The sequence below is a fragment of the Kitasatospora sp. CB01950 genome, assembly GCF_001905465.1.
Classification (GTDB): Bacteria; Actinomycetota; Actinomycetes; order Streptomycetales; family Streptomycetaceae; genus Kitasatospora.
Map to the genome: position 1 here is coordinate 177,692 of NZ_LISX01000005.1, position 13,373 is coordinate 191,064.

Annotated in this window: 5 protein-coding genes; 2 read left to right on the forward strand and 3 right to left on the reverse strand. The window is 70.6% G+C overall.

The window, feature by feature from the left end:
* Positions 1-140: 140 nt before the first annotated feature.
* Positions 141-5,678: a pullulanase-type alpha-1,6-glucosidase gene (gene pulA / locus AMK19_RS15335; RefSeq protein WP_073812005.1), complete on the reverse strand. Its 5,538-nt coding sequence runs from the start codon at positions 5,676-5,678 to the stop codon at positions 141-143.
* A 338-nt stretch (positions 5,679-6,016) separates the two neighbouring features.
* Here pulA and AMK19_RS15340 point away from each other — a divergent pair, with 338 nt between their 5' ends.
* Complete coding sequence (locus tag AMK19_RS15340; RefSeq protein WP_073812006.1) at positions 6,017-6,961, forward strand: phosphatase PAP2 family protein; 945 nt, start codon at positions 6,017-6,019, stop codon at positions 6,959-6,961.
* A 183-nt stretch (positions 6,962-7,144) separates the two neighbouring features.
* Here the strand turns inward: AMK19_RS15340 and AMK19_RS15345 are convergent, their stop codons facing one another.
* A complete protein-coding gene (locus AMK19_RS15345) occupies positions 7,145-10,183 on the reverse strand; it encodes a bifunctional [glutamine synthetase] adenylyltransferase/[glutamine synthetase]-adenylyl-L-tyrosine phosphorylase (protein WP_443135012.1) in 3,039 nt (1,012 codons plus the stop codon).
* A gap of 265 nt (positions 10,184-10,448) precedes the next feature.
* Between AMK19_RS15345 and AMK19_RS15350 the strand changes: the two genes are divergently transcribed.
* A complete protein-coding gene (locus AMK19_RS15350) occupies positions 10,449-11,705 on the forward strand; it encodes a DNA sulfur modification protein DndB (RefSeq protein WP_143200226.1) in 1,257 nt (418 codons plus the stop codon).
* A gap of 176 nt (positions 11,706-11,881) precedes the next feature.
* Here the strand turns inward: AMK19_RS15350 and glnA are convergent, their stop codons facing one another.
* Positions 11,882-13,243 carry a type I glutamate--ammonia ligase gene (gene glnA, locus AMK19_RS15355; protein ID WP_073812010.1) on the reverse strand — a complete coding sequence of 454 codons (1,362 nt, stop codon included), beginning with the start codon at positions 13,241-13,243 and terminating at the stop codon, positions 11,882-11,884.
* Between the last annotated feature and the right edge of the window lie 130 nt (positions 13,244-13,373).

Genomic DNA, 13,373 nt, shown 5'->3' on the forward strand with positions numbered 1-13,373 from the left:
CCCAAGACCCCCCCATGGTCCGGCATTTGGGACGCCGCCGGGGAGACCCCCGCGGCAGCGAAGATCATAGCGATGCTTTTCGGCCAACCCGCCACGGGGTCCCACCCGGAGGTAGGACCCCTGTTACCGACGGGGAACCATTACTTCTGGACGAACACCGCGACCGTCCGGCCCGGGACCGTGAAGGTGCCCGTGGCCGGGTCGAATGCTGCCTGCCGAACCACCGGATCGCCGCCCCTGACCTGCACTTGATGCAGCGTCTGCTCGGTGCCGCGCAGTCCCGTGACGGTCTGGGCCCGGGCGGTCGGGGTGGCGTTGAAGACCACCGTGAGGCCCTTCTCGGCGCCCTTCAGCCCGGTGCCGTCCAGGTGCATGGTGATCACACCCGGGTTCTCGCCCGCGGTGCCGGACAGCGGGAAGGACAGCCGGCGCTGCACCTCCGCGGCGCTCGACAGCGCGAACAGCGGCGAGGACTGACGGATCCTCAGGAACTGCTGGTAGAGGGCGGTGCTGGCACCCGTCTCGTTGCAGCCCATGCGCAGCTTCGGGTCGGCCAGCAGCTGCTTGTCGCGGGCCCACATCTCCTGGTTGTCGGCCGCCATCGGCAGGCCGCGGCCCCAGCCGTTGCCCAGCGTGCAGTCCCAGTTGATGGCGTTGAACCAGTCGCCGGAGTCGAAGGAGTTGGCGTCCAGCGACTTGGAGCGCAGCAGGTCGCTGCCGGCCTGGGCGAAGCCCGGGCCCTGGCTCAGGGCGGTCAGCGACAGCCCCAGCGCCTGCATCCGGGCCCGGTCGGCGGGCGAGGTGCCCTGCGGCAGCTTGAACGCCAGCGCGTCGTACAGGTCGGCGTTGTCGTGCGCGTCCAGGTACTCCACCGCCTCGCCCGGGTTCGCCGCGTAGCCGGTCGGCGAGCCGTTGTAGTCGACTCCCTTGCCGGTGACGGACTTTCCGTCGGAGTCGGTGAACACGTAGCCGGCCAGGTTGCCGGTCAGGCCGACCTTGATCTGGTCCATCTCGTGCAGCAGCCGGGCCTTCTGCTCCGCCGGACTGCCGTTGTCGGCCGAGCCGTTCGGGTCGGTGAACAGGCCGGAGGCGAAGCCCTGCTGCGGCGCCGAGGACAGCATGAAGTTGCCGCCGCGGCCGGCGTCCCGGATCCGGTCGTTGAAGGTCGCGATGCCGGTGCCGGCCATGTTGAGCTGGGTGGCCTGGACGAACCGGGCGTCGTTGGCGACGGTGCCGAAGTTCCAGCCCTCGCCGTACAGGAAGACGTTCTTCCCGTCCACGCCGTCCTTCTGCGGGGTGAGCGTGCCGAGCGCCGACTGCACGTCCAGCATGGTCGACTTCGGGTCCAGGCCCATCAGGTCGAACCGGAAGCCGTCCACCCGGTACTGCCGGGCCCAGGTGACCACCGAGTCCACGATCAGCTTGTTCATCATGGCGTGCTCGGGCGCGGTGTCGGCGCAGCACGAGTCGGCGGTGACCTTGCCGCTGTCACTGAGGCGCTGGTAGTAGCCGGGGACGACCTTGTCGAGCACCGAGTGCTCGTCCTGCCCGGCCGCCGCGGTGTGGTTGTACACCACGTCGAGCACCACCCGCAGGCCCGCGTCGTGCATCGCCTGCACCATCTCGCGGAACTGCACGGTCCGCGCCGTCCCGTTCGGATCCGTCGCGTACGAGCCCTCGGGGACGGTGTAGTGCAGCGGGTCGTAGCCCCAGTTGTAGGCGTCGTCGGCCTGCACCGCCGCCACGCACTCCTGCTGCTTGCTCGAATCGGCGGGCAGCGCGGCCAGGTCGCAGGCGGGGAGCTTCTGGTCGGCCCGGTTCTCCCGGATGGTGGCGATGTCGAAGGTCGGCAGCAGGTGAATGGTCGTCACCCCGGCCGCGGCGAGCTCCTCGAGGTGCCGCATGCCCGCGGACTTCGACTGCGTGAACGCCAGGTAGGTGCCGCGCTCGTCGGCCGGCACGGTGGCGTCGGCGGCCGAGAAGTCCCGCACGTGCAGTTCCTGGATCTGCTGCTTGACGGCCGGTATCGCCGCCGGGCTGCGGTGCTGGTCCCAGCCCTTGGGCTTGGTCGCGGCGGCCGACAGGTCGGCGACCAGGCTGCGCTTCGAGTCGGCGGCCAGCGCCGTCGAGTAGGGGTCGGTGACGGTGTTGGTGACCGTCTTCTGCACGCTGGGCGCCCACACCTTGACCTGGTACAGGTAGTACTTGCCGTCCAGCTCCTTGGCGTCCTTGGTCAGCGACCACACGCCGGACGCCTCGTCACGCTTCAGCGGCACGGTCTTCGGCGTGCCGCCGCTCGCCCGGTCGAACAGCTGCACCGCCACCTCGGTCGCGGTCGGCGCCCACAGCGAGAGCGTCACCTGGCGGTTGCTGCCGTTGCCCCGGCCCGGGCCCGTGTACACCGGGCCGAGTTGGGCCTTGGCGGCCTTCCCCGCGTACAGGTCGTCGAGGACGCCGGGGATCTGCACGCCGGTGGCGGCCAGTGCCGCGCCGTTCGGCAGGTGCTCGGCGAAGACCAGCTGGCTGCGCAGCGCGTCGGTGACCCGGCCGGTGTCGCGCGCGTCGACGGTGAACGCCCGGTAGCCCGCCAGGTGCGGGAACTTCGCCTTCTGGGCGTCCGTCAGGCCGGCCGCCGGGGTGAGCCGGATCCAGTGGCCGGGCTTGGACAGCACGCCCTGCTCGACGCTCAGCCCGCCGGCCGGGTCGTAGATCAGCTGGGCGCTGGTGCCGCCCTTCAACTGGGCGTCCGCCGCACCGTAGTTGGCGGGCACCACGACGGTCTTCGCGTCGATCCACTGGGCCTTCGCGGAGCCCAGGTCGAGCTGCGAGGAGGCGCCGGCGGTCTGCGGCAGCAGGTAGCCCTCCTGGCCGCCGATGACCCACACCTCGCGGCCGGAGGTGGCGAAGTTCAGCGACTGGTCCTGCGGCAGGTCCTTGTCGTTGCCGTTGTGGATGATGTAGCTCAGGCTGGTCGCGCCCTCGGCCAGCGGCACCTCGAACACCGCGCCGAACGCGTCCTTGCGGGCCGGCATCAGCGGGTTGCCCCAGTCGGTCGGGGTGGCCGCGCCGGTCCAGTCGTGCAGGCCCCAGCCGTCGTAGTTGCCGTCCGCGCGCCGGTAGTGGATGACCGCCTTGCCCTCCGGCACCGGCTGCGCCCCGTCCGGGTTCGCGGTGCGGACGGCCGGGTCGCCCTCCTTGATCCACACCTCGCCGGTGGCGGAGATGTCGATGTGCCGGTCCTGCTCGACGTCCTTGGCGCCGTTCTTCTCCACCACGAACCCGACGTCGGACGCCCCGCCCTTCAGCTTCACGTACGCGAACGCGCCGTACGCGTCCCGCCCGACGAAGCCGTGCCCGTCCGGCCAGGTGGTGCCCTCGCCGTCGGCGATGTCGCCCCAGGTGTACAGGTTCCAGCCGTCGTAGTTGCCGTCCCGCCGCTGGTAGTGCACCACCGCGTACGGCCGCGTCACGGCGCTCGGCGCGGGCGTCGGCGCCTGCTGCCCGGTGGTGAACTGCCCACTGGTGGAGGCCAGTCGGCCCGCCGGGTCCTGCACCACGGCCTTGAACCGCACCACCGTGCCCGGCGCGACCCCGTCCAGGTTCTGCGTGACGCGGTACACCCCGTTGTCGGCGGTGCCCAGCGTCTGCCACGGCCCGTTGCCGACCTGCGCGGCGAACGTCACCCGGTCGAAACCGCCGCCGGGCACGCTCGCCCCGAGCGCCACCGTCCCGTACGAGCCGTCGGCCGGTGCGTTCACCGTGATCGACGGGCCCGCCGCCGGCTTGGCAAGCCTGTGCTTCGCCTTCAGCACCAGCGAGGACATCGCCGGCACCGTCACCGTCACCTTGCCGTCCGCGCCGCTGGTGGCCTTGCCCTGGAACCCGTACAGGCCGGCGAAGTCCATGCCCGCCGAGAAGGTGTCCAGCGTGACGGTCTTCGCCCCGGCCGCGTTGTTCACCGCCACCAGGTACTCCACCTGGTCCTTGGCGTCGATCCGGGAGAACGCGTACACGCCCGGCCCGTCCGCCGCGTACCGCTCCACCTGCGCGCCGTCGGCCAGCGCCGGGTGGTCCTTGCGCAGCTTCGCCAGCCCGGCGATCCCCTGGTACAGGGCGCCGTCCTTGCCGTACCGGTCCATCGAACCGGACGCCCCGCCGATCACCGGGTCGCTGTTGTACGAGTCGGTCTTCGAGGCGAACATGTCCTGCCGGGCGTCCTTGTCGCCGCCCGCGCCGGTGAAGCCCTGCTCGTCGCCGTAGTACACCACCGGCTGCCCGCGGGTCAGGAACTGCAGCTCGTTGGCCAGCCGGTCCTTGGCCAGCAGCGCCTGGTCCGACGCCCCCGGGTTGTCGCTCCGCAGGAACGACCCGAACCGGCCCATGTCGTGGTTGCCGAGGAAGGTCGGCAGCTCGTACGCGTCGGTGTCGGCCGTGGTGTACCGGTAGTCCTGCGCGTACAGCTCGCTCAGCGCCTTCGCCGAACCGTTCTGCGACACGTACTTCCGTGCCGCCTCCTGGAACGCGAAGTCCAGCGTCGCCTGCAGCTTGCCCTTGGTGACGTACGGCGAGGTCACCGCCGGGTCGCCCGAGTACACCTCGCCGAACATGAAGAACTTCTTGTTGCCCTGCTGTGCCGCGAACTTCTTCAGCGCCGGCGCCCACTGCTCCCAGAACGCCAGGTTCACGTGCTTCACGGTGTCGATCCGGAAGCCGTCCACCCCGGTCTCGGCCACCCACTTCCGGTAGATGTCCGCCATCCCCGCGACGACCTTCGGGTTCTGCGTGTCCAGGTCGTCCAGGCCGGAGAAGTCGCCCTCGGTCGCGGACTCGCCGACGAAGGTCGAATTGCCCCGGTTGTGGTACAGCGCCGGGTCGTTCAGCCAGGACGGGGTCTTCGCCTTCGCGTCCGCCGGGCTCCGGAACACCGGGGTGTAGGGGAAGGAGTCCTTCGACACGCTCGGCCACTGCGCCCGCGCGTCGGCCACCGCCGTCTCGTCCACCGGATTGCCGTCCGCGTCCAGCGTCGGGTACGCGCCGGCCGAACGGTAGTCGTAGGTGCCCTCCGCGTAGTCGATGACGTCCGCGGTGTGGTTGGTGATGACGTCGAAGAAGACCTTGATGCCGCGCCGGTGCGCCTTGTCGATCAGCTCCTTGAGCTGCTCGTTGGTGCCGAAGTGCGGGTCGACCTGGGTGAAGTCGGTGATCCAGTAGCCGTGGTAGCCGGCCGAGGCGTCCGCGCCCTGCACCGGCTTGTTCTTGAAGATCGGCGCCATCCAGATCGCGGTGGTGCCGAGGTCCTGGATGTAGTCGAGCCGGTCGATCAGGCCCAACAGGTCGCCGCCATGGTAGAAGCCCTTGTCCGCCGGGTCGAAGCCGTTGTCCAGCCGACCGCCGGTGCTGCCATCCGGAAGTTTGGCTCCGACGTCGTTGCCGATGCTGCCGTTGGCGAACCGGTCGGGCAGCACGAAGTAGAACTGCTCCCGGGTCAGGTCGTGCCGGGCGGCGGTCGCCGCCAGCGCCGCGTCCGACGGCGGGGCCGGCGCGACGGGCGCGGCCGACGCGAGCGGCACGGCGCCCAGCGTCGCGGCGATCAGCGAGGCCGCCACCAGGACGGAGGCCCGTCCGGGACGGCGGTACGGGGTGGTGCGGCGCGGGGAACGGGCTTGGGCGTCGGCCACGACAGGGCTCTCCCTTGGGGCGCTCGGGCAGGGTGGGTGGCGTGGAACCTAGCGTCCTGCAAGATGTTTCAGCAAGATGCGAAAGCCCTTCCGGGCGCGAGTCGTACCGAGTCGTGACCTGAGCCCACCCGCCCCACGACCACCCCCCGCCCGGCCTCCGACCGGCCTCCGGGTACGAACAAGACCCCGGTTCGACCCCTGGTAACCCGCGCGCCACAATGGAGCGCATGCGCCTCGAGAACCGACCGACCCCTACCCCCGTAGGGGGACAGTCGGTGAAGAATCCCCGACCAGAGGATGAGCAAGCGGCCACACCTCGTCTGGCAGACTTCTCGTCCATGGGGGAACCGACCGAGATCCACGCTGCCGGCGCCGAACGCGCCGACCGGAGCGCGCGCGACGGTTCCGACCCGGGCACGGACCACATCGCCCACCAGCCCGGCGGAGCCACCCGCGTCGCCCAGTCACCCACCGGCCTGCGCGGCCGCCTGCGCGACCAGCGCCGCAGCCCCCGCAGACCCCACCTGTTCTTCGAACTCGCCCTGATCGGCATCAGCTACTGGCTGTACTCGCTGGTCCGGAACGCCGTTCCCGAACAGGCCTCGATCGCGCACAAGCACGCCGACTGGGTCTGGAACTTCGAGCACACCCTCGGCATCGCCGTCGAGCGCTCCATCAACCACGCCGTGAACTCGGTCACGTGGCTGATCGTCGGGATGAACTACTACTACGCCACCCTGCACTTCATCGTCACCATCGGCGTACTGGTCTGGCTCTACCGCTCCCACCCCGGTCGCTACGCCGCCGCACGCACCGTGCTGTTCGTCACCACCGGCATCGCCCTGGTCGGCTTCTACTTCTTCCCGCTCGCCCCGCCCCGCCTGATGGACGCCGGTTTCATCGACACCGTCACCGTCCACCACACCTGGGGCTCCATGGCCTCCGGCGCCGGCGCGCAGGTCTCCAACCAGTTCGCGGCCATGCCCTCCATGCACATCGGCTGGTCCATGTGGTGCGGCCTGACCATCTTCTTCCTCGCCCGCCGCACCTGGGTCCGCGCCCTCGGCCTGGCCTACCCCCTGGTCACCCTCAGCGTGATCATCTCCACCGCCAACCACTTCTGGCTCGACGCCGTCGGCGGCGAGGTCTGCCTCCTGGTCGGCTTCGTCGCGGCCCGGCTGATCTACCACAACTGGGTCTACCGCCTCCCCCGCAACCCCGACGACGCCCAGAACCACACCCTGACCGTCCCGGTCTCCTGGGACACCAAGGTCTCGGCGTAGCACGAGCACAGCCAGGGGCGCGTGGGGGTACCTCCCGGCCCGCTGGGGCTGGGGGAGAACTGCGCGAAGGGGAACGCGCCCCACCGCAAGATCGCGCCACAGACAGTGACCTGCCGGTGATCGCGACCTGACGGACCCGTCGGCGCTTGTCGCGCAGTCCGCGCTGCCCTGTCGGTACGCTCCTCACTCCGTCCCGTAGAACAGCCGCTCCACCGCGTGCCGGGCCCGCCGCGTCGTCCGGCGGTACTCGTCGACCAGCTCCCCCGAGTGCCCGACCCCGTACCCCAGGTACCGCGCCACCCCCGCCAGTTCCCTCGCGTCGCCGGGAAAGCTGTCCCCCGCCCGCCCCCGCACCAGCATCACCGCCGCCCGCACCCGCGAGGCCAGCACCCAGGCCGCGTCCAGTACCTCCGCGTCCTCCCGCTCCACCAGCCCCGCTTCCGCCGCCGCCGCCAACGCCGCCCTGGTGCGCGTCGTGCGCAGCCCCGGCACCTCGTGGCCGTGCTGCAGCTGCAGCAGTTGCACCGTCCACTCCACGTCCGCCAGCCCGCCCCGGCCGATCTTCGTGTGCGTGGTCGGGTCGGCCCCTCGCGGGAGCCGCTCCGCCTCGATCCGGGCCTTGATCCGCCGGATCTCCGTCAGGTCGCGCTCCGAGACCCCCGCCCCGGGGTACCGCAGCGGATCGATGAGCTCCCTGAACCGTGCCCCCAGCTCGACGTCGCCGGCCATCGCCTCGGCCCGGAGCAGCGCCTGGCTCTCCCAGGCGTGCGACCAGCGCGCGTAGTACCCGGCGTACGAGGCGAGGGTCCGCACCAGCGGCCCGTTCCGGCCCTCCGGCCGCAGGTCCGCGTCGACCTCCAGCGGCGGTTCGACCGAGGGCGCGGCGAGCAGCGTCCGCAGTTCCCCGATCACGGCCTTCGCCGCGCCCGCCGCGTCCTCGTCCAGCACGCCCAACCGCGGCTCGTGGACGAACAGCACGTCCGCATCGGAGCCGTAGCCCAGTTCGTGGCCGCCGAACCGCCCCATGCCGATGACCGCGATCCGGGTGGGCAGTTCGCCGTTGCGGGCCTCCCAGCCGTTGACGGCGGCGCGCAGCGCGCCCTGCAGGGTGGCGGCGGTGATCGAGGTGAGCGCCTCGCCGGTGACGTCCAGGGCCTGCGCGGGGTCGTCGTCGAGGCGTCCGAGCAGGTCGGCGGCGGCGGTGCGGAACAGTTCGCGGCGGCGTACCGACCGTGCCGCCGCCACCCCGGCCGCCGGGCCGTCGGCGCGTCCGACCGCGGCGAGGATCTCCGATTCGAGCGCGGCCCGGCTGCGCGGCGCCAGTCCGGTGGAGTCGCCGAGCATGGCGACGGCCTCGGGCGCGCGCAGCAGCAGGTCGGGGGCGAGCCGCCCGGCCGACAGGACGCGGGCCAGCTGCTCGGCGGCCGCGCCCTCGTCGCGCAGCAGCCGCAGGTACCAGGGGGTGGCGCCGAGCGCGTCCGAGACCTGCCGGAAGTTGAGCAGGCCGGCGTCCGGGTCCGCGGAGTCGGCGAACCAGCCGAGCAGCACCGGCAGCAGGGTGCGCTGGATGGCGGCCTTGCGGCTGACGCCGGACGCGAGCGCGGAGATGTGCCGCAGTGCGGCGGCCGGGTCGGCGTAGCCGAGCGCGGCGAGGCGTTGGCGGGCGGCCTCGGCGGTGAGTCCGGCCGCGCCGGTGCGGGTGACCCGGAGTTCGGCGACCGGCAGTTCGGCGACGGCGTCCAGCAGCGGACGGTAGAACAGCCGCTCGTGCAGCCGGCGCACCTCCATGGTGTGCCGCTTCCACTCGCGTTGCAGCGCGGCGACCGGGTCGACCCCGGGTTCCCCGTTGATCAGCGGGGCCATGCTGCGGGCGAGCCGGCGCAGGTCGGCGGGGTCGGTGGGCATCAGGTGGGTACGGCGCAGCCGGTGCAGCTGGATGCGGTGTTCGAGGGTCCGCAGGAAGCGGTACGCGCCGTCCAGCGCGGCGGCGTCGGCGCGGCCCACGTAGCCCCCGGCGGACAGCGCGGAAAGCGCTTCCAGCGTGTTGCCGCTGCGCAGGCCCTCGTCCGTCCGGCCGTGCACGAGTTGCAGCAGTTGGACGGCGAACTCGACGTCCCGCAGCCCGCCCGGGCCGAGTTTCAGCTGCCGTTCCAACTCGCCCGCCGGGATCGCGTCCACCACCCGGCGGCGCATCTGCTGGACGTCCGCGACGAAGTGCTCCCGCGCGGCGGCCTGCCACACCAGCGGTGCCACGGCCTCGGTGTACGCCCGCCCGAGCTCGGCGTCGCCGGCCACCGGGCGGGCCTTCAGCAGCGCCTGGAACTCCCAGGTCTTCGCCCACCGCCGGTAGTACGCGAGGTGGCTGGCCAAGGTCCGCACCAGCGGGCCGTTCCGGCCCTCCGGCCGCAGGTTGGCGTCCACCGGCCAGATCACGCCCTCGCCGGTGGTGTCCGAGCACAGCCGCATCAGCCGCGACGCCAGCCGGGTCGCGGCCTGCAACGCCCGCTGCTCGTCCACCCCCTCGCGCGGCTCCGCCACGAAGATCACGTCCACGTCGGAGACGTAGTTGAGCTCCCGGCCGCCGCACTTGCCCATCCCGATCACTGCCAGCCGGCACGCCTCGGCCGCCTCCGGATCCGCCGCGGCGGCCAGGTCCAGCGCGGTCTGCAGGGTGGCCCCCGCCAGGTCGGCCAGCTCGGCCGCCGCCTGCGGCAGGTCCGTCGTCCCGGACAGGTCCCGCGCCGCGATCGCCAGCAGACACCGCCGGTACGCGGCCCGCAGCGCGTCCTCCTCGCCGTCGCCCGCCTGCACGCGACGGGCCAGCTCGCCGAGGAAGTCCCCGCGCCCGGGGTGGATGTCGCGCAACTCGAAACTGACCAGCGTGTGCCAGTCCCGCGGATGCCGGGCCAGGTGGTCACCGAGCGCGGCCGACGCCCCCAGCACCCCGAGCAGCCTGTCCCGCAACGGCTTCGACGTGGTCAGCGTGTCCCGCAAGGTGTGCCGCTCGTGCGGATCCAGCGCCTCCAGCAACCGCGCCAACCCGAACAGCGCCTCGTCCGGATCCGCCGCCGCCCCCAACGCGTCCAACAGCACCGGATCCGCGGCGAGCCCCTGCAACTCCGGCTCCTCCAACAGCCGCACCGCCTGATCCGGATCGGAGAACCCCCGCCGCACCAGCCGAGTCTCCAACCGACTCACCCGACTCCCGGCCCGCTCCTCCACCGCTCCGCCTCCCAAGCACCTCGCCCGTCCCCGAAGCGTACGTTCCCCCCACCCCGGAACCCCGCCCATGACGCGACGTCGGCCCAGGTCGACCACAGCTCGATCCAAGGTTCTCCCCGCCCGAGCACCTTGTCTCGCGAGCACCATGCAGGTAAGTAGGCGGCCTACGTGGTCATTTGAACGTACTACGTTGCTGCTGCTAGGTTCTGACGCCAAATCAGAAATGATGTGTCCGGTCAAACACCGCCCACAACAAGGAGCCCCTGTGTTCTTTGCGGAACTCGGCCTCACTCAGCACGACTCCTTGACCGCCGCTCAGGCCGCAGCCAGCGAGGCTGCCACCGCCTCCGGCGGGCGCGTCTTCACCTGCGTCGTCTTCCAGCAGGGCGGACGGCTGATGCTCACCACCGCCTTCTCATACGCCTTCCTGGTCAAGCACGTCGTCTCCGACGCCGCGGTGAAGGGCGGCAACCCCCGCACTGCGACCAACCGCCCGATTGATGCCGGCCACGTCCGCTCCATCACCAAGTACCTGGCCGACAACGAGAAGGACTACATCCTTCCGGCGGTCACGTTGAACGTCCGCGCCGTGCCGGCGATTCACATTCCCCGCGGGAACTTTGCCATGACCGCTGGATTCGTGGTCATCGGCGACGAGACGCGGTTCTCTGTGACCGACGGCCAGCACCGGCTGGCCGCTATCGGCAAGCGCGGGGAGGAGGTGGCCGACGGCAACACGTCGTTCATGTCCGACAGCATCTCCGCCGTCATCGTCGTCGAGCCGGACGTGGCCCGTATCCACCAGGATTTCGCCGACGCGGCGCAGACCAAGCAGATTCCCGCCAGCCTGTTGGCCGCTTACAACACTCGCGAGCCTCTGAACCGAGTGCTCACCAAGATCGTGGACGGCTCCGACCTCTTCAAGGGGCGCATTGACGAGACCTCCAAGAGCCTGTCCAAGTTCTCGCCTGCCATCTTCCTGCTGAATCAGGTTCGCGGCATGGTGAAGGAACTCCTGTTCCATGACTACGCGTTGAGCGAGGCCAGCATCCCTGCACGGAGCCTCCAGGTCATCGGGACCACCGACAAGCAGGACGGCTTCATCGCCCGCACACTGGCCATGATGTCCGTCCTCACCGAGAACATGACCCCGTGGCGCTCCATTGCCATGCTCCCCACCAGTGGGGGCGTCGCCAACCAGGTTGTTGACTACCGTCGGCACTATGTCAACATGACCGCCACCGGCCTGGTCATCATCGGTCACGTCGCATACGAGATCGAGAAGAACCCCAACCCCGCCTGGCGGGCCGCGAAGTACGTCGAGCTCGCAACCAAGATCGACTGGCGACGTGACGCCGACATGTGGCAGGGCAGCATCATCAACGGCGACAAGATCAGCACGACCCGCGCGCCGGGGCGTCAGGCGGCCCGGGCCGTCATGGACACGCTGGGCCTGGCGCCCATGGAGGCCACTATCCCGATGCCCTCCCTGGAGCCGTTCTCCCAGCAGTCCGCCGTGTGATCCCAGATCCCCGCACCTATTCGATCATCCGACTGCTCGCCTGCCGAATCACCGTCGACCACAAGCAAGAGGCGTGAGCCGACGGCGGGTACCAGGGAAGAGCGAGGCCCCGGCCCGGGCAGAATGTCGCCGGACCGGGGCCTCGAACTCGCTCGGGACCGAGCCGGAACCGAGGGCTACAGCACCTGGAGGATCTTCTTCAGTTCGAACGGGGTGACCTCGGAGCGGTACTCCTCCCACTCCTGGCGCTTGTTGCGGAGGAAGAAGTCGAAGACGTGCTCGCCCAGGGTTTCGGCGACGAGTTCGCTGCGCTGCATGAGGTCGATCGCTTCGCCGAGGTTCTGGGGCATGGGCTGGATGCCGAGGGCGCGGCGTTCGGCGTCGGTGAGGGCCCAGACGTCGTCGTCGGCGCCCGGGGGGAGTTCGAGGTTGTCCTCGATGCCCTTGAGGCCGGCGGCGAGGGTGACGGCGTAGGCGAGGTAGGGGTTGCAGCCGGTGTCGAGGGAGCGGACCTCGATGCGGGTGGAGCCCTGCTTGCCGGGCTTGTACATGGGGACGCGGATGAGGGCGGAGCGGTTGTTGTGGCCCCAGCAGATGTAGGAGGGGGCTTCGCCTCCGGCGCCGGCGGTGCGCTGGGAGCCGCCCCAGATGCGCTTGTAGGAGTTGACCCACTGGTTGGTGACGGCGGCGGTCTCGGCGGCGTACTTGAGCAGGCCGGCGATGAAGGAGCGGCCGACCTTGGAGAGCTGGTACTCGGCGCCGGACTCGTGGAACGCGTTGCGGTCGCCCTCGAAGAGGGAGACGTGGGTGTGCATGCCGGAGCCGGGGAAGTTGGAGAACGGCTTGGGCATGAAGCTGGCGTGGACGCCCTGTTCGAGGGCGACCTCCTTCATGACCAGGCGGAAGGTCATGATGTTGTCGGCGGTGGAGAGCGCGTCGGCGTAGCGCAGGTCGATCTCCTGCTGGCCGGGGGCGCCCTCGTGGTGGCTGAACTCGACCGAGATGCCCATGGATTCGAGCATGGTGATGGCCTGGCGGCGGAAGTCGTGGCCGATGCCGCGCGGGGTGTGGTCGAAGTAGCCGGACTGGTCGGCGGGGGTGGGCGGGGTGCCGTCGCCGGGGAGGTCCTTGAGCAGGAAGAACTCGATCTCGGGGTGGGTGTAGAAGGTGAACCCCTGGTCGGAGGCCTTCTCCAGGGTGCGCTTGAGGACGTAGCGCGGGTCGGCGTAGGACGGGGAGCCGTCGGGCATCAGAATGTCGCAGAACATCCGGGCGGTGCCGGGGTTCTCGGAGCGCCACGGCAGTATCTGGAACGTGGTCGGGTCCGGCTTGGCGATCATGTCGGACTCGTACACCCGGGCGAATCCCTCGATCGCGGACCCGTCGAAGCCGATGCCCTCCTCGAAGGCCTGCTCCAGTTCCGCGGGGGCGACCGCCACCGACTTGAGGAAACCGAGGACGTCGGTGAACCACAGCCGGACGAACCGGATGTCACGCTCTTCGAGTGCGCGAAGCACGAACTCCTGCTGCTTGCCCATGGGGACAGTCTCACCTCTGCTCTTTACGCCCGTGTTACGCCCTACGCGTCCCACACGACCCACGCGACCTGCGCGGCCCACGACCACCGGCCCACGACCACGGCCCACGCGTCGTGCGCCCTGTGTCGTG